Origin of the sequence: Aminomonas paucivorans DSM 12260, from assembly GCF_000165795.1 — a bacterium.
Taxonomy (GTDB): domain Bacteria; phylum Synergistota; class Synergistia; order Synergistales; family Synergistaceae; genus Aminomonas; species Aminomonas paucivorans.
The window spans coordinates 804,329-825,887 of sequence record NZ_CM001022.1 but is presented as its reverse complement, the minus strand read 5'-3'; the positions used below and the strand labels follow the sequence as shown (position 1 = coordinate 825,887).

Annotated in this window: 19 protein-coding genes and 1 riboswitch; of the genes, 4 read left to right on the top strand and 15 right to left on the bottom strand. The window is 68.5% G+C overall.

Translation table 11 applies throughout. The features are described from left to right. Positions 1-86: 86 nt before the first annotated feature. Positions 87-1,949 (top strand): methyl-accepting chemotaxis protein, encoded by a 1,863-nt coding sequence (locus tag APAU_RS14585; RefSeq protein WP_006300335.1) that lies wholly within the window; start codon positions 87-89, stop codon positions 1,947-1,949. A gap of 135 nt (positions 1,950-2,084) precedes the next feature. Continuing rightward, positions 2,085-3,971, top strand: coding sequence for a methyl-accepting chemotaxis protein (locus APAU_RS03630; RefSeq protein WP_050792463.1), 1,887 nt, complete (start codon positions 2,085-2,087; stop codon positions 3,969-3,971). Positions 3,972-4,014: 43 nt separating this feature from the next. On the opposite strand, the gene APAU_RS03625 is transcribed toward APAU_RS03630, so the two are convergent. From APAU_RS03625 to APAU_RS03615, 3 genes are read right to left on the bottom strand one after another with little or no spacing between them, the layout of a single operon-like run. Further along, complete coding sequence (locus tag APAU_RS03625) at positions 4,015-4,359, bottom strand: metallopeptidase family protein (RefSeq protein ID WP_006300332.1); 345 nt, start codon at positions 4,357-4,359, stop codon at positions 4,015-4,017. Then, on the bottom strand, positions 4,356-5,393 hold the full coding sequence (locus APAU_RS12490) for a thioredoxin family protein (RefSeq protein WP_006300330.1): 1,038 nt from the start codon (positions 5,391-5,393) through the stop codon (positions 4,356-4,358). Before APAU_RS12490 ends, APAU_RS03625 begins: the two co-directional genes overlap by 4 nt. Continuing rightward, the gene (locus tag APAU_RS03615; RefSeq protein ID WP_006300328.1) at positions 5,390-6,178 is read right to left on the bottom strand and encodes a cyclase family protein; all 789 of its coding nucleotides are present in this window, start codon (positions 6,176-6,178) and stop codon (positions 5,390-5,392) included. The genes APAU_RS12490 and APAU_RS03615 overlap by 4 nt, the downstream gene beginning before the upstream one ends. 89 nt (positions 6,179-6,267) lie before the next feature. Here APAU_RS03615 and APAU_RS03610 point away from each other — a divergent pair, with 89 nt between their 5' ends. Next, on the top strand, positions 6,268-6,852 hold the full coding sequence (locus tag APAU_RS03610; protein ID WP_006300327.1) for a hypothetical protein: 585 nt from the start codon (positions 6,268-6,270) through the stop codon (positions 6,850-6,852). 82 nt (positions 6,853-6,934) lie between these two features. On the opposite strand, the gene ribB is transcribed toward APAU_RS03610, so the two are convergent. The 4 genes from ribB to APAU_RS14580 form a co-directional block, all read right to left on the bottom strand. Continuing rightward, the gene (gene ribB, locus APAU_RS03605) at positions 6,935-7,591 is read right to left on the bottom strand and encodes a 3,4-dihydroxy-2-butanone-4-phosphate synthase (RefSeq protein ID WP_006300326.1); all 657 of its coding nucleotides are present in this window, start codon (positions 7,589-7,591) and stop codon (positions 6,935-6,937) included. Between the two features lie 8 nt (positions 7,592-7,599). Continuing rightward, a riboswitch (FMN riboswitch) is annotated at positions 7,600-7,748 on the bottom strand. A 10-nt stretch (positions 7,749-7,758) separates the two neighbouring features. Continuing rightward, positions 7,759-10,494 carry a PAS domain-containing sensor histidine kinase gene (locus tag APAU_RS03600; RefSeq protein WP_232207754.1) on the bottom strand — a complete coding sequence of 912 codons (2,736 nt, stop codon included), beginning with the start codon at positions 10,492-10,494 and terminating at the stop codon, positions 7,759-7,761. A gap of 70 nt (positions 10,495-10,564) precedes the next feature. Continuing rightward, positions 10,565-11,314 (bottom strand): response regulator, encoded by a 750-nt coding sequence (locus tag APAU_RS03595; protein WP_006300324.1) that lies wholly within the window; start codon positions 11,312-11,314, stop codon positions 10,565-10,567. 61 nt (positions 11,315-11,375) lie between these two features. Then, positions 11,376-13,181 carry a methyl-accepting chemotaxis protein gene (locus tag APAU_RS14580; RefSeq protein ID WP_006300323.1) on the bottom strand — a complete coding sequence of 602 codons (1,806 nt, stop codon included), beginning with the start codon at positions 13,179-13,181 and terminating at the stop codon, positions 11,376-11,378. Between the two features lie 192 nt (positions 13,182-13,373). On the opposite strand from APAU_RS14580, the gene APAU_RS03585 reads away from it, so the two are divergent. After that, entirely contained in the window at positions 13,374-14,078 is a 705-nt protein-coding gene (locus APAU_RS03585; protein WP_006300322.1) for a B3/B4 domain-containing protein, read from the top strand. A 133-nt stretch (positions 14,079-14,211) separates the two neighbouring features. On the opposite strand, the gene APAU_RS13520 is transcribed toward APAU_RS03585, so the two are convergent. The 8 genes from APAU_RS13520 to APAU_RS14570 all read right to left on the bottom strand — a co-directional run bounded on the left by APAU_RS13520 (position 14,212) and on the right by APAU_RS14570 (position 21,208). Beyond that, positions 14,212-14,376 carry a hypothetical protein gene (locus APAU_RS13520; RefSeq protein WP_006300321.1) on the bottom strand — a complete coding sequence of 55 codons (165 nt, stop codon included), beginning with the start codon at positions 14,374-14,376 and terminating at the stop codon, positions 14,212-14,214. Between the two features lie 198 nt (positions 14,377-14,574). Next, positions 14,575-15,762 (bottom strand): ABC transporter permease, encoded by a 1,188-nt coding sequence (locus APAU_RS03580; RefSeq protein ID WP_006300320.1) that lies wholly within the window; start codon positions 15,760-15,762, stop codon positions 14,575-14,577. Then, on the bottom strand, positions 15,762-16,913 hold the full coding sequence (locus APAU_RS03575; RefSeq protein WP_006300319.1) for an ABC transporter permease: 1,152 nt from the start codon (positions 16,911-16,913) through the stop codon (positions 15,762-15,764). Before APAU_RS03575 ends, APAU_RS03580 begins: the two co-directional genes overlap by 1 nt. Positions 16,914-16,915: 2 nt before the next feature. After that, on the bottom strand, positions 16,916-17,953 hold the full coding sequence (locus APAU_RS03570; RefSeq protein WP_006300318.1) for an HlyD family secretion protein: 1,038 nt from the start codon (positions 17,951-17,953) through the stop codon (positions 16,916-16,918). Next, positions 17,950-18,561: a TetR/AcrR family transcriptional regulator gene (locus tag APAU_RS14575; protein WP_006300317.1), complete on the bottom strand. Its 612-nt coding sequence runs from the start codon at positions 18,559-18,561 to the stop codon at positions 17,950-17,952. Before APAU_RS14575 ends, APAU_RS03570 begins: the two co-directional genes overlap by 4 nt. 127 nt (positions 18,562-18,688) lie before the next feature. After that, entirely contained in the window at positions 18,689-19,474 is a 786-nt protein-coding gene (locus APAU_RS03560; protein WP_006300316.1) for a MetQ/NlpA family ABC transporter substrate-binding protein, read from the bottom strand. 131 nt (positions 19,475-19,605) lie between these two features. Next, positions 19,606-20,241, bottom strand: a complete 636-nt coding sequence (locus tag APAU_RS03555; RefSeq protein WP_006300315.1) for a methionine ABC transporter permease — start codon at positions 20,239-20,241, stop codon at positions 19,606-19,608. Beyond that, positions 20,234-21,208: a methionine ABC transporter ATP-binding protein gene (locus APAU_RS14570; RefSeq protein WP_006300314.1), complete on the bottom strand. Its 975-nt coding sequence runs from the start codon at positions 21,206-21,208 to the stop codon at positions 20,234-20,236. Before APAU_RS14570 ends, APAU_RS03555 begins: the two co-directional genes overlap by 8 nt. Between the last annotated feature and the right edge of the window lie 351 nt (positions 21,209-21,559).

The window sequence follows — 21,559 nt, the reverse complement described above, 5'->3', positions numbered from 1 at the left end:
TTGTTTCTGTGGTACGTTCCGAAAAGGGCTGTTCTGTGATTATTTGTTCCTTTTCAGCATGGTTTCGACCAGAGGGGGAGAAGGACATGGAAGGATCGGGACGTCTGTGGGGGTACGGCCTGTGCACCGGAATCGGGACAGCCACGGCGCTGGGGTTCTGGGTCGCCCAGAATCCCACGTTTCCGCGGCTGGCGGCGGGAGGGGCGGGGATCGTCCTGGCCGCCCTGGGAGGGGCCTCGGCGGGACTGCGGACCCTCCCCCACCCTGCGGAGGGGGAGGAACGCCCGCCACAGCCGGCCCAAGTCCCCTCGGGTTCCTCCGAGGCGAAGCGTCTGGCCCTGCAGCTGGCATCGGCCTGGGAGGACGTGCAGGGGGCCTGCCGCTACATCTTCCGCTCCATGCAGGCCATCGGGGAAGAGACGGGGCAGGTGGCCCGGGCGGGGGACGACGTGGCCGCCCTGGCACAGGAACTCCAGACCCATCTGACCCGGAACACCGAGAACACCGAGGCCTCCGCCCGGACCCTGGGAAGGGTGGCCGACCAGGGCAGGGGCATCCAGGAGGAGGCCCGGAAGGACCAGGAGCTGGTCACCTCCACCGTGGAGGCGGTGCGCCTGGTGGCCCAGTCCACCCGAGGGGTGGCGGAGGCCATCGAGGACATGAAGGGCGTGTCCGACCACATCGTCCAGATCACCGACACCATCCGAAACCTGGCCAAGCAGACCAACCTCCTGGCCCTCAACGCCTCCATCGAGGCCGCCCGGGCGGGGGAACACGGTCGGGGCTTCTCCGTGGTGGCGGAGGAGGTGCGCACCCTGGCGGAGGCCTCCACCAGGGCGGCGGAGGAGATCGGCAAGCTCGCCGCCTCCAGCCGGGACCTGGCCCAGGTGGCGGTGGACCGCATGGAGGACGCCCGGGTGCGGGTGGAGGCCACGGACGAGAAGGCCGAGCTGACCCGCCAGAGTCTGGACCGGGTCCTGGGAGCGGTGGAGGAGGTCCTGGACTCCCTGGGCAGCGCCTCCCGGTCCGCCCAGGAACAGGCCGAGGCGGCCCGGGAGATGACCCGGGCGGTGCATACCGTGACGGAGCGGGTCTCCGACCAGGCGGAGCGGCTCCGCCGGACGGACACGAAGCTCCAGGAACAGTCCGGCATCACCGAAACCATCCACCAGCGCCTTCAGGGGGTGGAGGGAGCCTCCCGCACCCTCACGGGACAGCTCTTCCGCCAGTCCCCCGGAGCCCTCTCCCTGGAGGACCTGCGGTGCCGCGGTACGATCCGCATGGGCATCGAGCAGGGGGATTTCGGGGTGTTCCACTTCTGGCGAGACGGGCGGGTGGCGGGCTTCGACGCGGACCTGGGACTTGCCCTGGCCCAGGCCACAGGGGTCCGCCCCGAATGGGTTCCCATCCCCTGGGGCAACGGAGAACCGGGGACCATCACGGGAACCTGGTCGGCGGGGTCCTTCCAGGGTTTCGACCTCCTGGTCACCGCGGTGACCAAACTGCCGGAGCGCATCGAGCGGGTCACCCTCTCGGACAGCTACTTCGAGAGCGGCCAGCTGGTGGTGGTCCCCCGGGACAGGGGGCTTTCCTCCCTCCTGGATCTGAAGGAACGGGCGGTGGGGGTCACCCGGGGGGCCACCAGCGAACAGGCCGCCCGGGGCAAGCTGAAGCACAGCCGGATCGTCCCCCTTCCTTCTGCCCGGGACGTGGAGCAGGCCCTGGAGGCGGGCAAGGTGGACGCCCTGGTGGTGGACGGCCCCGTGGCATGGGGGATGACGGACCGACACCCCCAATGGACCTACCTGGAAACCCGGCTCACCCAGGAACACTTCGGCATCACCCTGCCCCGGGACGTGTCCTGGGACCTGAAGGAGCTGGTGGACCAGGTGGTGCGCCGGGAGAGGGAGCACCTCTTCCGCAAGTGGTTCCCCGGCAAGAGCCTCTGACCCCCTCCCCGGAAGCCGTCCTTCCCTTGCCACAAGGCCCCTTCCCCGGCGGAAGGGGCCTTGTGGTCTTGCCCCATTTCCTCTACTCTCCCCCTGATAGAACTCTGATGTTTCTGAACAGGAGGAATCGACTCGATGAACACAGGCACACAGCGAACCTTATGGGTAGCGGGAACGGGGATCCTCGTGGGAGGGGCCTCGGCGGCCTGGGGGTTGTCCGGGCTGGACCCGTTCCGTTACCTGGTCTCCCTGATCCTGACGGGGGGAAGCATGGGGGCGGTCCTGGCGTTCCTGAACCGTCCTGAGGCCGGACAAAAGGGGCAAGACGCCCCCCTGGCTCTGGCTTCCCGAACCTCCACTCCGGGAATCGGCGAGGGCCCCGGCTTCTCCGAGGCGAAGCGTCTGGCCCTGCAGCTGGCATCGGCCTGGGAGGACGTGCAGGGGGCCTGCCGCTACATCTTCCGCTCCATGCAGGCCATCGGGGAAGAGACGGGGCAGGTGGCCCGGGCGGGGGACGACGTGGCCGCCCTGGCACAGGAACTCCAGACCCATCTGACCCGGAACACCGAGAACACCGAGGCCTCCGCCCGGACCCTGGGAAGGGTGGCCGACCAGGGCAGGGGCATCCAGGAGGAGGCCCGGAAGGACCAGGAGCTGGTCACCTCCACCGTGGAGGCGGTGCGCCTGGTGGCCCAGTCCACCCGAGGGGTGGCGGAGGCCATCGAGGACATGAAGGGCGTGTCCGACCACATCGTCCAGATCACCGACACCATCCGAAACCTGGCCAAGCAGACCAACCTCCTGGCCCTCAACGCCTCCATCGAGGCCGCCCGGGCGGGGGAACACGGTCGGGCTTCTCCGTGGTGGCGGAGGAGGTGCGCACCCCTGGCGGAGGCCTCCACCAGGGCGGCGGAGGAGATCGGCAAGCTCGCCGCCTCCAGCCGGGACCTGGCCCAGGTGGCGGTGGACCGCATGGAGGACGCCCGGGTGCGGGTGGAGGCCACGGACGAGAAGGCCGAGCTGACCCGCCAGAGTCTGGACCGGGTCCTGGGAGCGGTGGAGGAGGTCCTGGACTCCCTGGGCAGCGCCTCCCGATCCGCCCAGGAACAGGCCGAGGCGGCCCGGGAGATGACCCAGGCGGTGCAGACCGTGACGGAGCGGGTCTCCGACCAGGCGGAGCGGCTCCGCCGGACGGACGCGGGGCTCCAGGAACAGTCCGGAGCGGCGGAGGCCATCGAGGAACGGCTCCAACGGGTGGAGAAGGGGTCCTCCTCCCTGGGACAGACCCTGTTCCGCCTGGACCACAACCCATCCCTCTCCCTGGAGGATCTGCGCCGCCGCGGAACGGCCCGCATCGGGGTGGAGAAGAACGACGTGGGGGTGTTCCACTTCTGGCGGGGCGGCCGGGTGGAGGGCTTCGACGCGGACCTGGCGACGGCCCTGTGCCAGGCCATGGGGGTCCGCCCGGAGCTGGTCCCGGTCCCCTGGGGGAACGGGGAGCCGGGGACCGTCACGGGAACCTGGACGGCAGGGTCCTTCGAAGGCTTCGACTTTCTGGTCACCACCGCCACGAAACTTCCTGAGCGCATCGAGCGGGTCACCTTCTCGGACAGCTACTTCGAGAGCGGCCAGATGGTGGTGACCCGCAGGGAGACGGGGATCCTCCGCCTCATGGACCTGAAGGGACGGGCTGTGGGGGTCACCCGGGGAGCCACCAACGAGCAGGCCGCCCGGGGCAAGCTGAAGCACAGCCAGATCGTCTCCTTCCCCTCCTGGCCCGAGGTGGTCCGAGCCCTGGAGAGCGGGGCGGTGGACGCCCTGGTCATCGACAGCCCCGTGGCGTGGGAACTGGTGAAGGAACACCCCGGCTTCGACGCCCTGGAGGCCCTCCTGACCCGGGAGCACTTCGGGATCACCCTGCCCCGGGACGTGTCCTGGGACCTGAAGGAGCTGGTGGACCAGGTGGTGCGCCGGGAGAGGGAACGCCTCTTCCGCAAGTGGTTCCCCGACCGGGTCCGTTAGGTCGCCCAGGCGGGGGGAGGCGCCGCGGCGTCTCCCCCCGCCTCTAGAGGGGACCGAACTCCTCTTCCTCCGCCTGTCCCAGATCGTCCACTCCCGCCAGGGCCTCCAGGTGGTGGGTCAGCTCGTGCATCAGGGTCTCCCGGATCTCCTCCTCCCAGACCTCCCGTGGCTCCCCGGCAAACAGCTCCCGGAAGGACCCGTGGTAGAGGTAGACGGTTCGCCCCATCAGGTCCTCCACGTACTCCCCCAGGATCCAGTAGCCTCCCCGCTTCACCCGCTTGGGCACCGCCAGGATCCCCCCGTTGAGGTTCCGGGTGAGGTCCGGGGGCAGCTCGTCCGCCAACCGATCCGCCAGGGTCCGGAAAGCGGGAAAGGAAAGGCGGGTCATCCCCTCTCCCCCTTCTCCCCCGTCAAGAGATCCCCCAGCTCCTCCTCCAGGGCGGTGGCGAAGGCACCGTTTCGGTAGACCGAGACGATCCGCAGCGTCTCTTCCCCCGAGGCGGCAGCAAGCAGCTCCCGGACGACCCGGGGACGTTCCAGGAAGACCTCGCCCCGGGATCCGCCCCGTCCCCGGGCCACCACCGTGGGGATGCGCGCCTCCCCGGAAAGGGCACAAAGCCGCTCCTCGTTTCCCTCCCGGGGAAAAAACCGGAGAGACGCCTCGGGGCGCCATGCGGCCACCTCCTCCAGATACGGCACCAGGACGGCGCAGTCCGGACAGAACAGCTCCGCATAAACCTCCAGGTCCGGCAAGATCCCCGCTCGCAGCACCCGCTCCCGGAACGCCTCCGAGGCCCGGATCCGCTCCCGGAAACCCCGGTAGAGGGCCCGGTCCTCCTCCGTCCCCGTGGCCAGATAGGCCTCCAGGGGCAGCCCCTGCTCCACCGTCCCGCCGCCCTCTCGGGCGGGGTGTCGGGCCACCACCCGGTTGAGGCGCAGGAGAGCCTCCGGCGCCACCGCGAGGGTCCACAAAGGGTCGCCGGTGCCTCCGTACACCCGGGGGTACCGCAGCAGCTCTTCGTCCACCACGCAGGGAAGATCGTGGGGCAGAAGGGGCAGGGAACCCACGACAAACCCCGTGACCTCCTTCGCCCTTCCGGGAGAGGCCAGGCGAACCGAAGAGACCCCCAGGATCCGGGCCGCCTCCTCCAGATCCAGCCTTCCCCTCCCCCCCGAGGCGATCCAGACCAGGGGACGTCCCTCCGCCTCCAGCACCAGGGCCGGGGCGGTCTGCCCCGGCTCGATGCGGAAGGCCGCGGCCCCTTCAGCGGCGGAGCGGGTGGGGATCTGCCGATAGAACAGGACGAAGTCCGCCCCCGCTTCCCGCAAAATCCCCTCCAGTCGCCGCACCGTCTCCGAAGGAACGGGATCCGCCCCCTTCCGGGGGAACCGGGCCTCCCCGGGAACGTTCGTCGCGCTCATGTCCCCATCCCCTCTCCTCCAGCTCCGGGACGGGAGGCGTTTCCTTCCCCCGCCCCGAGGGGCTCCTCCCGCTGCCACACCACCGCCCGACAGGGGGTCCCCTCCACCCCCCGGATCTTCAGGGGAAAGGCCTGAAGGAATCCATACCGCCCCTTCAGGGCTTCCAGCCCCACCAGTCCCTCCAGGAGCAGCACCCCCTCCCGTCCGAAGTGGCGGCACACCTCGAAGGACCGGCTGCGGCGGGACTCCAGCCCCACCGAGTCGATGCCCACCAGTCGGGTGCCCCGCTCCGTGAGGTACCGGGCCGCCCGGAGGGACAGCCCCGGGCGCCTCTCCGGGTCCAACCGTCCCGAGGCCAGCACCTCCTCCATGTGACCGGTACGGAACACCAGGGCGGGACAGGAGAAGTCCTCCTCCCTCAGGAGGGACTCCAGGTCCTCCGCCTCCGTGTCCTCCCCCCGCCGGGTCAGGTCCACCACCGCGCAGGGTCCGGCGAAGGACTCCAACGGGTAGGCCTCGATGCGCGATCCCTCTTCCAGGAAATAGTGCCCCCCCTGGACATGGGTGCCCGTCTGGGAGCAGAAGGACAGGTCGTACACGTACTCCCGCGTCTTTCCCTCCACCCGGCTGAAGGGCCCCCGCACCTCCAGCCCCGGGTTGCCGGGGAAGCGGAAGGCGTCCATCTCCTGGGTCACGTCGAAGAGCCGCCACCCCTCCAGGGGGTCCGTAGCCCGACCCCGCCGGGAGGCCTGCCCTCCCCCCTCATCCCATGGATTCCCCCACATGGAATCCCTCCCTGCGCTAGAATTGACCGCATCATGGACGAGAGAGGGAGAAGACGCAATCCCCCCGTCCCTTGCGAGGAGGCTTCGCCGTGCACGCTCTCAGACGGATCCTGTTGCTTGCGTCCCTCCTGGGGGTCCTCCAGGCCGTTCCCCTGTTTGCCACGGACACCTTCGACGCCGACCTCCCCCTGCCCCGGGAGAAGGTGGAAGCCGCCCTCCCCGGAGGGGCCTACGGGGGCTTCGTCTGGAGCGACGGGGGCGCGGAGACCCCCTTTCTGCCCCGGGGCTTTCCCCAGTGGGGCATGTCCCGGGCCGAGGTGGAGACCCTCCTGGGATCACCCGGGGAGACCGGGGAGGCCCTGGGCATGACCGTCCTGGGCTACCCCACCGCGGACCTGCTCCTGGAGGGGGACCGGCTGGTAGGGTTCCGCTTCGACCGGGAGGGGCACGACCCGGACCTCAACCCCCTTTTGAAGACCCAGGGGTGGTCCCGGTCCCCCCGAAGCAACGACCGTTTCGGCCCCTCCTCCCCCCTCTACGGGCATCGGTTCGCCACCTACCGGGACCCGGCACCCCGCATCGCCGTGACGGCCTGGCTGGCCTCCGAAGGGCCCGATGCGGGGGCCTACGTGACCCTGCGCTCCACGGCGGAACGCCTGGGACTTCGCCCCTGACCCTTCGCGAAACGACGCAGGGGAGGGGCTTTACGCCCCTCCCCTGCGTCGTCCGTTCTCCCGCGCCGCCGACCTTCGGGACCTAGACGCAGACCCCTTCCCTCGGGGAAACCCGGTAGGCCGCCAGGTCCTCCACCGTCACCAGGGGAAAGCGATGCTCCCGGGCGAAGACTACCGCCTCGGGCAGCCGGGCCATGGTCCCGTCGGGGTTGGTCAGCTCGCAGAGCACCCCGAAGGGCTCCAACCCCGCCAAGGTCATCAGGTCCACCGTGGCCTCCGTGTGTCCCCGCCTCTGGAGCACCCCCCCGGCCCTTGCCACCAGGGGAAACACGTGCCCCGGCCGCCGCAGGTCCTCCGGGACCGCTCCGGGACGGACCGCCGCCTGCACCGTGCGCACCCGATCCGCCGCAGACACCCCCGTGGTGACCCCCTCCGCCGCCTCGACCGACTCGGTGAAGGCGGTGCCGTAGGGGCTGGTGTTGCGACGCACCATGGGAGGCAGGTCCAGGGAACGGGCCTTCTCCTCCGTGAGGCAGAGACACACGATGCCGCTGCACTCCCGGATGAGCAGGGCCATTTGGGGAACCGTGAGGGACGAAGCCGGGAAGATGAGATCCGATTCGTTCTCCCGGTCCTCGTCGTCGGTGACGAGGATGCCGGTGCCGCAACGAAGGGCCTCCAGGGCCCTCTCCACCCGTTCGGCGGGGCCGCCGAACCGGGAGGCCAACAGGGAACGCATGAGCCTTCCTCCTCTCTCTACCCTCCGGACTGTGACCGTCGGCCCTGGCCTCTCACCAGATCTGCTGGCCCCTTCCTGGCGGAAGGGCGCTCGCGGGCTCCCCGGAGAACTCCGGGATACCGCCGGTGGGGACTTTCACCCCGCCCCGAGAACGGAACCCCTAGACCCTACTGCGGCAACTTCTCTCCGTCAACGCCCTCCCGAAGGCTTGGGGCTCCGGACAGGGCCACCTCCATCTCCTCCCGAAGCTCCTCCTCTGCCCGGGCCAGCAGACCCAGCAGCTCGGGGATGCGGGGACGGGCCTCCTCCCCTCGCCCTGCCCGGTACAGGGTCATCAGGTCCGCGGAGAGGGACTCCATCTCCCGCCCCCCCAGATAGGAGGCGCCTCCTTTGAGCCGATGGAGGACATAGGCCGTCTCTCCCTCGTCCTGGTCCCGATACGCCCGGTCCAGGACCGCCCGCTGCTCCGGCAGGGACTGGAGGAACTCCTCCACGAACTCCCGCATCAGCTCCTCGTCCCCCTCCGTCATGGCCCGCAGGACCTCCAGGTCCGTGACGGAGGTCCCCCTCCCCTCCCCCCGAGGTTCCGGTTCCTCCTCGGAGGAAGCGCGACGGGAGAGCAGCCCTCCCAGGGTGCGCCGCAGCTCCACCGGAGTCACGGGCTTGGGAAGGTACTCGTCCATCCCCACCTCCAGGCAGCGGCGCCGGTCCTCCTTGGTGGCAAAGGCGGTCAGGGCCACCAGCAGGACCCGCCCCGCGCTCCGAGCCTTCTCCAGGGCACGGATGCGACGAGCCACCTCCAGGCCGTCCAGTTCGGGCATCTGGATGTCCAGGAGCACCAGGTCGAAGGGGGTTCGGACGAAGAGGCGCAGCGCCTCCTCCCCCGTGGCCGCCTCCCGGATCTGCCAGTGCAGACGCCCCAGGAGCGCCGCCATGAGCTTCCGGTTGGCGGGGTTGTCCTCCGCCAGGAGGACCCGGACCCCTTCGGGCAGGGGGGCGCTCCCCTCGTCCCCGGGTCGGCCGGACCGGACTCCCTCCGGGGCGGGGGACAGGACCAGGGAGAAGGAGAAGACGCTTCCCGCCCCCGGTTCGCTGGCCACGAGGATCTCCCCTCCCATGGCCCGAACCAGGTGACGGGAGATGGAAAGCCCCAGCCCCGTGCCGGGAAAGCGGCGATGCAGCAGGGTCTCCCCCTGGCTGAAGTACTCGAAGATCCGCTCCAGGTTGACGGGGAGAATCCCGATCCCCGTGTCCTGGACCCGGAAGTGGACCTTGCGTGCCCCACCCTCCCCCTGCTCCCCCCAGGCGGTCACGTGGACCCTCCCCCGTTCGGTGAACTTCACCGCGTTGCCCACCAGGTTCCAAAGGACCTGGCGCAGGCGAAACGAATCCCCCAGGAAAAAGCCTTGGGCGGAGGGGGCCACGTCCCACGAGAAGACGAGGCCCTTGCGCTTCGCCTCCATCCCCAGGAGGGAGCAGACGCTTCTGCAGGTCTCCTCCAGGTCGAAGGGCTCGTGGTCCAGCTCCAGCCTCCCCGCCTCGATCTTGGAGAGGTCCAGGATGTCCCCCAGAAGCTCCATGAGGGAGCCCGAGGCCTCCCGGATCAGGCGCAGCTGTTCCCGTTGGGGGTCGTGAGGGCACTCCTCCAGGAGCAGCTCCGAGAGCCCCACGATGGCGTTCATGGGGGTTCGGATCTCGTGGCTCATGTGGGACAGGAAGGCCATCTTGGCCTCCGAGGAGGATTCCGCCCGGTCCCGGGCTTCCCGCAGATCCTCCTCCATGCGTTTGCGCTCCGTGATCTCCACCATGACCCCCACGAACCCCAGGACACCTTCCCTCTCGTCCCCGAAGGAGGCCTTCTGCACCACGAAGTGGCGTTCTCCCCCCTTCCCCGCCTGCCAGGGAGTCTCGAAGGAGAGGGTCCCGGGGTGCCGGAGCAGTTCCATGTCCGAACGCACCACCTGGGGCAGAAGGGAGGCAGGCAGGAACTCCTGGGCGGTGCGTCCCTCCACCTCCTTCAGATCCCGCCCTACCAGGTCCAGAAAGGCCCGGTTGCATCCCAGATAACGGCCCTGGGCGTCCTTGTAGAACACGGGGCTGGGGATGGTGTCCAGAAGGGTGCGCAGGAAGGCCACTTGATGTCTCTGCTCCTCCTGAACCTTCCTGCTGGCGGAGAGGTCCCTCAGGAAGGCAAAGAGCAGGGGAGGTTCCCCCTCCTGAAGGACCCGGTCGGCCTGAACCCAGACGGGCAGCCGCGTCCCGTCCCGGCAAAGCAGGTCCACCTCGTAGTCGCATTGCCCCTGGAGGGCCCCCAGGTGCCACTGGTAGTCCAGGATGCCCAGCTGGTCCTCCGGCACCACCCGTCGGAGGGACAGCCCCAGCACCTCCTCCTTCCGGTACCCCCCCAGCCGCAGGAAGGCCTCGTTGCAGTCCGTGATGGCCCCCCCCTGGTCCGCCATGAGGAAGGCATCTCCGGTGCTGTTCAGGACGGCGCGCCAGCGGGCTTCGGAGCGACGCAGGGCGTCCTCCGCCCGCCGCCGGTCCGAGACGTCCACGGCGATGCCCGTCAGGTAGCGGGGCTGCCCCCGTTCGTCCCGGGTCAGCACGCCCCGAAGGTCCAGCCAGACCTCTCCTCCGTCCCCCCGGCGAACCCGCAGCTCCGCCCGGGCCTCTCCCCTTTCCTGCGCCTCCTGGAGAAAGCGCTTCCAAAGGGGAAGGTCCTCCGGGACCAGCAGCTCCCCCACGCTGGCGCGCAGGGGAAGTTCTCCCAGGGGAATCCCCAGAAGCCGTTCCGCCCCCAGGGTGAGGAAGACCAGCTTGAAGTCCGGCAACCGGATGCACCAGATGGGATCGGGGCAGGAATGCAGGAGGTCCATGAGGGGGAAGTCCAGCACCTTAGGCACGGGACTTGCGGAGACTCTTCGTCGCGTGGGCAGGAAGATCACCTCTTCCCTGATGGTTTCGCCGGGGAGATCAGTCCGACGAGGCCGACAGGCAGTAACGGTGCAGGGGCCTCCCCCTGCCTCGATGGTCCAGCACCAGGTCCGCCATACCCTGGGACGCCAGGTACTCCAGGTAGCGCCGAGCGGTGGTTCGGGACAGGCCCAGCTCCGCCCCCACCTCCTCGGAGGAGAGACTGGCGGCACGAGCCAGGAAGGCCAGGACGGATCGGAGGGTGGCAGGATGCAGCCCCTTCGGGAGGCCCTCCTCGACGGGAGAAGGGGCGCGTTCCCGCAGGGCGTCCACCTGCTCCTGCAGAAGCCCCCCCTCGAATCCGTCCAGGCGTCCTCGAAAATCCCGAAAGGCCTGGAGGGACTGTTTCAGACGCTCCGCCCCAAAGGGCTTCACCAGATAGTCGAAGGCTCCCAGACGGAAGGCCTCCCGAACCGCCTCGGGGCGGTTTTCGGAGGACACCACCAGGGTGTCCACCTCCACGCGAAGACGCCGCAGCTCCATCAGGACGTCCAGTCCGTGGGTCCCCACCAGGTAGAGGTCCAGGAGCAGAAGGTCTCCCCCCCTTCCCTCCCGGAACCACCGGAGCAGGTCTTCCCCCCGGTCCACCGTCCCCAGGAGGACGAAACCGGGGCAGGACGCCAGAAACCCTCGATAGAGCCGTACCATGCAGGGGTCGTCCTCCGCCACCAGGACGCCGTAGGAAGGGACCATGACCCGCACCACCACCTCGGGGAAGGGTAGAAAAGCAAAGAAGCCCTTGCCTCCCATGATAGTGCCACGGGACGTGTGGTTCCATCCCTTTCCGCCCCCTTCCTCGCGCCCCGGCGCCTCAGCCCATCTCCCCCACCGGAGCCAACCCGCGCAGGGCAGACGAGGACGGAAGGGCCCGCAGCCCCTCCTCCCCTTCGGCGCGCAGGCGGAACCGATGCACTTCCCGGTCCAGGGCTTCCGACAGCCGCGCCAGCTCGTCGGAACCCACCGCCACCTGCTCCGCCACCGCCGCGACCTCCTGAATCTGTCCCTGCACCGACTGGGAGGCAAGAGCCACGTCCTGGGTCTGTCCCGCCATGCCCTGCACCACCGAGGAGATTTCCTGGCTGGAGGCGGCCTGTTCCTGGGACACCGCCGCCATGTCCTGGGAGGCGGCGGCAATGGCTTCAAGCCGCTCCCCGATGAGGGCAATGGCCTCCCGGGCCCTTTCCGTCAGGGCCTGGACGCCCTCGGACCCGGAGGCGTTGGCCTCCACGGAACGCACCACGTCCTGGAGGTCCTGGGCGATGGCCTGGGCCAGGCCCGCGATGCTCCGCGCCGCCTCGCCGCTCTCCTCCGCCAGCTTGCGCACCTCTTCCGCCACCACCGCGAAACCTCGCCCCGCCTCTCCCGCCCGAGCCGCCTCGATGGCCGCGTTCAGGGCCAGGAGGTTCGTCTGGTCCGCGATCTGGCCGATGGCTCCCACGAAGCCCTGGATGTCCCGGGCGCGCCCCGCCAGTTCCTGCACCCGCCCCATGGACGCCCGAGCCTCCCGGGCCACGACCGCCACGGAGGCCACCGCCTCGTGCATGGCCTCGCGCCCCTGGTCTCCCGCCCTCCGGGCCTCCTCCACCTGCCCCGCCACCTCGGTGCTCCGCACCGCCGCGGTCTGGGCCCCCGCGGAAACCTCCTCCACGCTGGCGTTCACCTCTTCCGTCCCAGAGGCCAGGGATTCGATGCGGCTCGCCGTCACGTCCACCTGGGACCGCACCTCCTCCACCGCCGCGTTGGCCTCCTCCGCCGTGGCGGAGAAGGTCTGGGCGTGACCGCTCATCTCCTGGCTGATGCGCCCCACGGAACGGATGGCCCCCTCGAACTGATCGAATAGATGGGCCAGGGCGGCGCGGACCGCGGCAAGTTCGTCCCGGGCGGTTTCGCGGCTGCGGAACGTCAGGTCCAGCTCCGAGGCGATCCGCTCCAGGTTGGCCACCATCTCCCCCATGGGACCGGTGATGGAACGGACCACCAGCCATCCCAGGGCCAGGGCCAAAAGAAGGGCCGCAGCCACCACCCCCAGGGCCACCGTGCGTGCCGCCCCCGAATCAGCCTCCACCCGCGCCTTGAGGGACGCCATGTCCTTCTCCGAAGCCTCCGCCAGGGAACCCAGGGCCGCCAGGGCCTGGGCGGTGACGGCCCCGTTGTCCCGGAGAAACACACGGATCTCCTCCATGGGGGTCTGGGACCGCACCATTTCCTCGAAGGTCCCCGCCACGGAAGCCATGCCCTCCAGGGCCTGGGCAGCCTGGTCATGGGGCGCCCGATCCGCTCCCTTCGGGAGGGTCTTCTCGTAGTTTCTCAGGGAATCCCGGGCGGAACGGACCTGCCCCACCGCTCCCTGGGCCAGCCGAACCGCCTCCTCCTGGTCCAGGGTGTTCAGGGAGCGATAAACCCCCAGGGCTCCACTCTGGGCAGAAGCCATGGAGGCAAAGGCCCACCGCATCCCCTGGGCACCCCGATCGTGCAGCACCGCCGTGTCGGCGCTGGCCGTCCGCAGCGCCCCGATCAGGTAGGCCGAAACCCCCAAGAGGGCGGCTCCCAACAGGACCACCAGGGCCAGAAGCCGAAACCGGATGCTCGTTTGCCTCAACGCCGTCGTCACACCCACGGGAACCCCTCCTTCGAAATGGATCATTTAACACCTATCCCATCCGACCCATTGTGTCCCCGATCCCCTTGGGGCGCAACGCTTTTGGCCATAGTGAGCATAGGGTTTCCCTCCGCCAAACCCCTGAGGCGCCCCGACCCCCGGGGGGGTAGAATCGGGACAGGCCCCTTCGGGTCCCAAGGAGGTTACCCCATGAACTACGAGGTGGATGCGGCGGTGTTCGAACGCTTCCCGGGCTTCCGCCGGGCGGTGGTGGTGGCTCGGGACCTGGACAACGCCCGGGAAGTCCCGGAACTGGAGGCAACCCTGCGGGGTCTGGAGGAGGCCTTGCGGTCCGAACCGGGGGATCCCCTTGCGGACCCCCGGCTGACCGCCTGGATGGAGGCCTTCCGGGCCCTGGAACTGAACCCGAAGAAGTTTCCCCCCTCGGTGGTCAACCTGGTGAAGCGCGTCCGGGGGGGCAAGCCCCTTCCCTTCGTGAACCCCCTGGTGGCCCTGTTCAACTGCGCCAGCCTGGAACACCGCATCCCCTGCGGGGGAGACGACCTGAAGGTCGTGACGGGAAACCTGGCCCTGCGCTTTGCCTCCGGGGACGAGACCTACCGCCCCCTGGGGCAGCCCGAAGCGACGGAACACCCCCGTCCCGGGGAGGTGGTCTACCTGGACACGGACAGCGGCGAAGTGTTCTGCCGGGCCTGGTGCTGGAAGAACGGTGACGTCAGCAAGATCCTCCCCGCCACCCGAGAGGTGGCCATCAACCTGGACGGCATGGAACCCGTGAGCCTTCCCGACCTGGAGCGGGCGGCACAGATCCTGGCGGAGCAGATCCAAAGCCTGCTCGGGGGCCGCACGGAGATCCACCTGCTGACGCCGGAACAACGGTCCTTCGAGCTCTAGGGGGAAAGGGGTTGTCGCTTCCGGCCCCGCCACCCCTGACCGCCGTTGCGTAAAAAAACAGCACGAAGGGCGCCCCCCTAGGGGCGCCCTTCGTCTTCTTTGCGTCTGTGAATCCTGTCCTGCGGACGGTTCCCTACGCCAGGGCGATCGGGCTGTCTCCCAGGGCGTGAAGCCCCTGGGGGGTGCGCAGGTAGATCCGTTCGATCATCCGACCGTTCCTCCGTTCCACCGCTTCGAAGGACCCCTCGGGGGTCATCCAGAAGGGGGAACCGGAGACGTACACCAGTTTCTTGCTCATGGTCGCATACCTTGCCTTTCTTTCTCTGTTTCCGAGTGCCGGGACCGCAGCGGGAACGTCTCGGTGCCATTCCCGTTTTCCCAGATGGCGGTCCTAAAAGAAAAGGCCCTCCCGGGGTTTCCGGAAGGGCCTTGCTTGCGGGTCTCCCACGGAACTTCCAGCTCTGCCGAAGCGAGCACTCCGCCTCGACAAGGGATACTAGCACGTTTTCCCCTCCTTGCCAACCCCCAGGGGCGCCCTCCCGCCAGGCCTCTCCCCAGGGAGCCCCCCCGCCAAGGCTCCCCCGGGAAGAAACAGGGTCCCCAGGCTCAGGAAGCCGATGCCCCCCAGGATCAGGAGATGGTGGGCAAGACCCGGGTCGCTTCCCCACAGGAGAAGACGCCTCAGGGGATCCACCATCCAGGTCAGGGGGAAGAGGAAGGAGAGTCCCCGGGAAACCGTCCCCATGGCCTCCCGAGGCCAGATGGCTCCGGAGAGGATGAAGGCGGGGACGGTGTAGACCAGGGCAAACCGCGTGTAATTCACCTCCGAGACCATGCGGCAGGCCACGGCGGCGGCAAACAGGGCAACTCCGAAGGAAAAGAAGGCCCCCAACGCCCCGACGGCACCCCAGCTTCCCCAAAAGGGGATGGGGAAGAACCGGTTGCCCGCGAACAGCGCCAGGGCGAAGGCTCCCAGGGAACAGACCCCGTAAAGCAGGAGCTTCACGGCAAAGCACACCCCCACCGGCTCCGCCCCCCTTCCGGACCGTCTCCCCGTCCCCAGAAAGGCGGCCCCCACGGACAGGAGGATTCCCTCCTGAAAGGCCGCCATGGCAAGGCCGATGACGAAATACTCCAGATAGGAGAGGGTGGGGTTTCCCCTCAGACGCAGGCGAAGCTCCACCGGGTGGGACCAGCCCCTGGCCTTGTCTCGGGGGATTCCCCCCCAGGCCCCCTGGTCCGCCCCCAGATCCGCTCCCAGGACCTCCAGGATCTCCTGAGCCTCCATCCCTCCGGCACCGGCCACGGCGATGTTGCTCCCGTCGCCGATCCACATCACCGGGGAGGAGAGCCCTGCCTTCACGTTCCGGGCGAACCGGGGAGGGATCACCAGGACAGCCTGGACCCGACGCTCCCGGAGCAGCCTCTCCGCCTCCTCCTCGGTGCTCACCTGGTGGCACAGGGCGAAGCGCTCCGAATCCCCGAAAGCCCGGGTCAGGGAACGGCTCAGGGCGCTCTGGTCCTGGTCCAGGACCCCCAGGGGAATGCCCCGGACCTGTGCGGGACCGTACAAAACCCCGAAGAGGATCAGGTATGCCAGGGAGGCCCCGAAGAGAAACATCGCCCTGCGGGGGTCCCGCAGAAACAGGATCTTTGTCTCCCGCAGAAAACAGTCCACCCACATCAGCGGGAAGCCCCCGGGGGCAGGAGACGCTTCCTCCAGGCCACGCCCAGACACGCCGCGACGGAGAAACTCCCCCCCAGGGCCAGCAGGGATCGGACATGCCCCCAGAGTTCCGGGGCATATCCCGTCAGGGTCAGGTCCCGAAGGCTCACGGCGACGTAGCTCAGGGGGAAGGTCCCCGCCAGGAGGCACACCCCGGGGGTCATGGCCAGGAGAGGCCAGCTGTAGCCGCAGCACAGGAACCCCGGCATGACGTACAGGATGGGCAGCTGGAGAGCCAGCAGCTTCGAGGGAAGGAGGGCGGAAAAGAAGAGACCCAGGGCGGTGACGGCGAAGCAGAAGGCCCCGCCCAGGAGGAACAGGTCTCCCCACCGTCCCTGGTAGGGAAGGCGGAAGAGGAGGCCCGCCGCCAGGACGTACCCCCCCAGGGAGAACACCCCCAGGAGCCAGGTGGGCAGCAGCTTGGCGGCCACAATGGTCCCCGCGGAGGCCCGCCGCCAGACGGGCCGGTGGAACCGCTCGTCGCTCAGGGCGACGCAGGCCGTGATGAACAGGGCCAGCTGGAGCCCGTTGACCCCGATGCCCGACAGGATGAAGTTCTTGTAGGACAGGGTGGGGTTACCCAACACCCGCAGGCGCATCCGCACAGGAAACCCCCGGTTCAGGGACTCCAGGGGGGGCCGGCCGACGGACTCGCCGAGGCGCTGCCCCACGACCGCGGAGTAGTTCTGCACGATCTCCCGGCCGGACTTGAGGGCCACGTTGGCGTGGATCAGGTTGCTGGAGTCCGCCTCCAGGAGCAGGGGGGTCGAGAGCCCCTGTTTCATTCTCTTGGCGAAGTCCCGGGGAATCACCAGGGCAACCTTGGCCTCCCCCTCTCGGAGGAGATGGTCCACCTCCTCCGGCCCCGTAGCCTGGGCCACCAGGCGGAACTTTTCCGAGTCCTCGAAGACCCGGATCAGCGACCGGCTGGGGGCGGTGGCATCCTCGTCCAGGATCACCAGGGGGATGCCCGCCAGGGAACCCGCACGGTACACATCCCCGAACAGCAGCAGGTATCCCAGGGGCACCAGGAACAGGATGGCCGCCGTGGCGGGAGAGCGCCGGAGGATGCGGCGGCATTCCCGCAGGACCAGAAAGCGGAAGCCCACGATCAGCGGTCCTTCTCCACCCCCAGGACCCGAAAGCGCATCCCGGGGCGGACCGACGCCGCGTCGGTCTGGATCTTCACGTTGAAGGTGACCGTGTCCGTCTCCCCCCGCTCATCCGTGGCCCGGTACGTGGCGAACTCCGCCTTGTGGCTCACGTCCGCAATGCGCCCGAGCACCCGGGTCCGACCATCCCGCCCCTCCAGGTGGACCGTCGCCCCCAGGGGGTACCGGTCCAGCTCCGTCTCCCGGATCTTCAGGTCCACCCAGTTGTCCCCGGGGTCCTGGATCGCCACCAGGGGCATCCCGGTGGAGACCATGGCACCCTCCTCCACGTATTTCGTGGTGACGATGCCGTCGAAGGGAGCCCGGATCTTCGACTCGTCCACGAAGACCTGAGCCTCCCGAACCGCGGCCCGGGCCTGCTCCAGCTTCCGCGCCACCGCATCCCTGTTGTCCCGGTTCATGGCCACCTGGAGCAGTCCCGCCCGGGCGGATTCCTCCGCCCCCTGGGCCTGGGCCAGCAGGGCTCGGCTCACCAGAAAACGGGTCTCGTTGGCCTCGAAGACCTGTCGGGACACCACGTTTTCCGCGAGGAGCTCCTGGTAGCGTCGGTAGTCCTTCGTCGCCAGGTTCAGGTCCGCCTCCGCCTTCCTGCGTTGGGCCGTGGCGATGGCCAGGACCGCACGGGCCGCCTGGGCCTGGTAGACCGTGGCGGTGTCCGCCTGGGCGAGTTGGGCCGAAAGGGCCTTCTCCGCCTCTCGGGCCTGATCCAGTCGGGCACGGAGATCCCGATTGTCGATCCGGGCCAGAACGGCGTCGCGGCTCACCAGCTCCCCCTCCCGAACCAGAAGGTCCACCACCCTCCCCGCTACCCGGGAGTTCACGTCCACCTCCTTGGCATCCCCTCGCCCCCACAGCTCCGCCCCGGGAGACTCCCCATGCTCCCCCGCGGCGCACCAGGCCACCGCCGCCATTCCCGCCGCCGCCACCAGCACCGCCAGGAGCAGCAGCCCCGGCCTTCCGGAAGGACGTCCCCTCATCGCGCCTCGCCCCCCCGTTCCCCCGGCGCCCGAAGCCCTTCCATCAGCAAATCCAGAAGCCGGGGCAGTTCCGCCGTGTAATCGTATTCCAGGGGACGGAGGGTACGCAGCAGGTATCCGTCCAACAGGCAGAAGATCAAGTGGGTGGCGGCCTCCGGATCCACCTCCCGGAAGAGCCGGGATTCCACCCCCCGGCGAACGATTCCCGTTACGGTCTCCACAATCCTCCGGTTGTTCTCCCGCAGGATGTCCAGGGCCGATTCCAATTCGGGGTCGTCGTCGGGAGGGAAGACCCAAAGGCGAAGAAAAAAGGCGAGCCGTGCGGGGTCCTGCGAGAAGAAACCCACGACCCGCTGGAAGAGGAACAGGGGCACCTCGTCTCCTCGCATTCCCTCGGCCTCTTTCAGGGACCGATCCCAAAACTGCCGGTACTCCCGGGAAACCCAGCCCGCCACAGACAGGAACAGGTCCATCTTGCTCCCGTAGTGGGCGTAGATGGAGGGTTTCTTGATCCCCACCGCCCCCGCCACGCCCGTCAGGGACGTCCCTTCGTAGCCCCTCCACGCGAACAGTTCCAGGGCCGCTTCCTTGAGTCGGTCCACCATCATCTCCACCACCTACCTAACGGTAGGTAGTCTCGGTCTTCTGGGATTTCCCGTCAAGAGGGCTCCCCCAAAAAACAAAAGGGGCGGGCCCCCGAGGGAACCCGCCCCACCGATCCTGTAATCCCCGGTTCTAGAACGCCGGGAAGATGCCCTTGGGGACCAGCTGGGTCTGGACGAACTTCTTCACCTCCGGGGAGTTGCAGGCCTTCACCAGGGCCTTCACCCAGGGCTTGTCCGCATCCGCCTTGCGCACCGCCACCACGTTGGCGTAGGGGGAATCCTTGCCCTCCCGGATGAGGGCGTCCTTGGAGGGCACCAGCCCCCCCTCCACGGCGAAGTTGGTGTTGATCACCGAGGCGGTCACGTCCTGCAGGGTCCGGGGCAGCTGCGCCGCGTCCAGCTCCACGATCTTCAGGGACTTGGGGTTGGCGGTCACGTCCTTGGCGGTGACCAGCTCCCCCGCCTTCACCTGGATGAGGCCGTTCTTGGCCAGAAGCCGAAGCGCCCGGGCCCCGTTGGTGGGATCGTTGGGGATGGCGATGGTGTCTCCCTTCTTCAGCTCCTCGATCTTCTTGATCTTCTTGGAGTACAGGCCCAGGGGTTCGATGTGCACCTTCGCCACCCAGGTCAGGTTCAGGCCCTTCTCCTTGTTCATGTTGTCCAGGTAGGGGACGTGCTGGAAGAAGTTGGCGTCCAGGCTCTTCTCCCCCAGGGCGACGTTGGGCTGCACGTAGTCCGTGAACTCCTTGATCTCCAGGTCGAAACCCTGCTTGGCCAGGAGGGTCTTCACGATCTCCATGATGTCCTTGTGGGGAAAGGGGGTGACCCCCATGACGATCTTCTGGCGATCCGCTCCGAAGGCGGCGAAAGCGGGCAGCAGCAGGGCGAACAGCAGGGCGAACAGGGTCTTCTTCAACAGTTTTTCCTCCTCTTGTGGTGAATCACGCCCGCAGGAAAGCGGGCAGGGGACGGGAGTGGATCCGCAGGCAGGATCGCATGTCCGGGTCCATCATGGGGCGGCACCACCTGCCTTTCGGGAAGAGGAACTCATCGCAGCCTCCGGTGGATGCGATCCCCCAGGCTCTGCATGACCTGCACCACCAGGATGAGCAGCACCACCGACTGGATCATCACGTCGGTCTGGAAGCGGTTGTAGCCGTACTTGATGGCCAGGTCCCCCAGGCCGCCGCCCCCCACGACCCCCGCCATGGCGGAGTAGCCCAGGAGGTTGATGGCCACCACCGCCACGTCCAGCACCAGGGCGGGCAGGGCCTCCGCCACCAGGACCCGGAAGACGATGCACCGGTTCCCCGCCCCGAAGGACCGGGCGGCCTCCACCACCCCCGGGTCCACCTCCAGGAGGCTTCCCTCCATGATCCGGGCCACGAAGGGGACCGCCGCCAGGGTCAGGGGGACGATGGAGGCGGTGCTGCCGATGGAGGTTCCCACCAGCGCCCGGGTGAGGGGGATGAGGGCGATCAGGAGGATGATGAAAGGGAAGGATCGGAGCAGGTTCACCGCGAAGCTCAGGGACTCGTAGACCCCCCGATGGGGTGCCAGCCCTCCCTTGCGGGTGAGCACCAGCACCACCGCCAGGGCGAAGCCGAAGGCCACGGAGAGGACCGTGGACACGGAGACCATGTAGAGGGTCTCCCCCAGCGCCCGAAGCAGTTCCTCAATCACGGTCCATCACCTCCCAGAAGAGGCCGTTGCGCCCCAGGTAGGCCTCCACCCGGGGCAGGTCCTCCCGGCGCAGATTGACGATCAGGTAGCCCAGCACGTCGTCCCGGTATCGCTCCAGCTTGCCCCCCACCACGGAGAAGTCGATGTCCAGCTCCCGGGCCATGGCGGTGATGACGCTTTCCTTGGCGATCTCCCGAGGGAAGAGGAGGCGCAGGTTGATCCCCGAGGGGATGTAGGCGTAGTCGTCCTGGACGAGCTTCTTCAGCCCCTCCGGCGGGGAGAGGAAGAGGGATTCCGTCTCCCCCGCCCCCTGGACCACCCCCCCGTCCAGGAGCACCACTTTGTTGCAGATCCGCTTCACCACTTCCATCTGGTGGGTCACCACCACCAGGGTGAGGCCGAAGCGCCGGTTCACGTCCATGAGCAGGTCCAGGATGGAAAGGGTGGTCTTGGGGTCCAGGGCGGAGGTGGCCTCGTCGCAGAGGAGCACCCGGGGGTTCAGGGCCAGGGCTCGGGCGATGCCCACCCGCTGCTTCTGGCCGCCGCTCAAGGCCCGGGGCTTCTGGTCCCGCTTGTCCGGCAGCCCCACCAGCTCCAGCAGCTCCGTCACCCGGGCCTCCCGCTCCCGGGGCGGGGTCCCCCACACCTCCAGGGGAAAGGTCACGTTCTCCCCTACGGTGCGCCGTTCCATGAGGTTGAAGTTCTGGAAGATCATCCCCATGTCCCGCCGGAGGGCCTTCAACCCTCCTTCGTCCAGCTCCCGGACCTCCCGGCCCAGCACCCGGACGCTGCCCTCCTGGTAGTCCTCCAGCCCGTTGAGACACCGCAGGAGGGTGGACTTCCCCGCCCCGGAGTGCCCCACGACGCCGAACACGTCCCCCGGTTCCAGGGCGAAGTCCACGCCCCGCAGGACCTCCAGGTCCCCGTAGCGTTTTCCCAAGCCCCGCACTTCGATGATGGTCTCCATGCCTTCCGCTCCTCGCCCGTCCACGACAGCCGCCCCTCGGAAGTCCCAAGGGAACGCACGAACCGGCCCGCCGCCGGAGGCGACGAACCTGCCACGATGAATCCACGGAAACCCTGAGGGGGTGGGGCTTCTCCGCGAAGAAAGCCCCGGGGAAGGCGTTTCAGTAACGGCACCCTTCTCCCCGACGAATGGAATCGGGGGACCGGGATTGGAAGGCATTGTACGACTCCTCGGGGAAAAAGGGAAGTCCGGTACCCCGAAGGGTCGGGCAGGTCCCGTCGTTTCGCCGTTGCGCTATACTAAAAGGGGTCCTGAATGCGAGACGACCCCGAACCCGAAGAAGAGAGGGGA

What these genes read in the sequence shown, in the direction of transcription:
- APAU_RS14585 (WP_006300335.1), top strand. Translation starts at nt 87, where the DNA reads ATGGAAGGATCGGGACGTCTGTGGGGGTACGGCCTGTGCACCGGAATC.
- APAU_RS03630 (WP_050792463.1), top strand. Translation starts at nt 2,085, where the DNA reads ATGAACACAGGCACACAGCGAACCTTATGGGTAGCGGGAACGGGGATC.
- APAU_RS03625 (WP_006300332.1), bottom strand. Translation starts at nt 4,359, where the DNA reads ATGACCCGCCTTTCCTTTCCCGCTTTCCGGACCCTGGCGGATCGGTTG.
- APAU_RS12490 (WP_006300330.1), bottom strand. Translation starts at nt 5,393, where the DNA reads ATGAGCGCGACGAACGTTCCCGGGGAGGCCCGGTTCCCCCGGAAGGGG.
- APAU_RS03615 (WP_006300328.1), bottom strand. Translation starts at nt 6,178, where the DNA reads ATGTGGGGGAATCCATGGGATGAGGGGGGAGGGCAGGCCTCCCGGCGG.
- ribB (WP_006300326.1), bottom strand. Translation starts at nt 7,591, where the DNA reads ATGCGTTCCCTGTTGGCCTCCCGGTTCGGCGGCCCCGCCGAACGGGTG.
- APAU_RS03595 (WP_006300324.1), bottom strand. Translation starts at nt 11,314, where the DNA reads ATGGGAGGCAAGGGCTTCTTTGCTTTTCTACCCTTCCCCGAGGTGGTG.
- APAU_RS03585 (WP_006300322.1), top strand. Translation starts at nt 13,374, where the DNA reads ATGAACTACGAGGTGGATGCGGCGGTGTTCGAACGCTTCCCGGGCTTC.
- APAU_RS13520 (WP_006300321.1), bottom strand. Translation starts at nt 14,376, where the DNA reads ATGAGCAAGAAACTGGTGTACGTCTCCGGTTCCCCCTTCTGGATGACC.
- APAU_RS03580 (WP_006300320.1), bottom strand. Translation starts at nt 15,762, where the DNA reads ATGTGGGTGGACTGTTTTCTGCGGGAGACAAAGATCCTGTTTCTGCGG.
- APAU_RS03570 (WP_006300318.1), bottom strand. Translation starts at nt 17,953, where the DNA reads ATGAGGGGACGTCCTTCCGGAAGGCCGGGGCTGCTGCTCCTGGCGGTG.
- APAU_RS14575 (WP_006300317.1), bottom strand. Translation starts at nt 18,561, where the DNA reads ATGATGGTGGACCGACTCAAGGAAGCGGCCCTGGAACTGTTCGCGTGG.
- APAU_RS14570 (WP_006300314.1), bottom strand. Translation starts at nt 21,208, where the DNA reads ATGGAGACCATCATCGAAGTGCGGGGCTTGGGAAAACGCTACGGGGAC.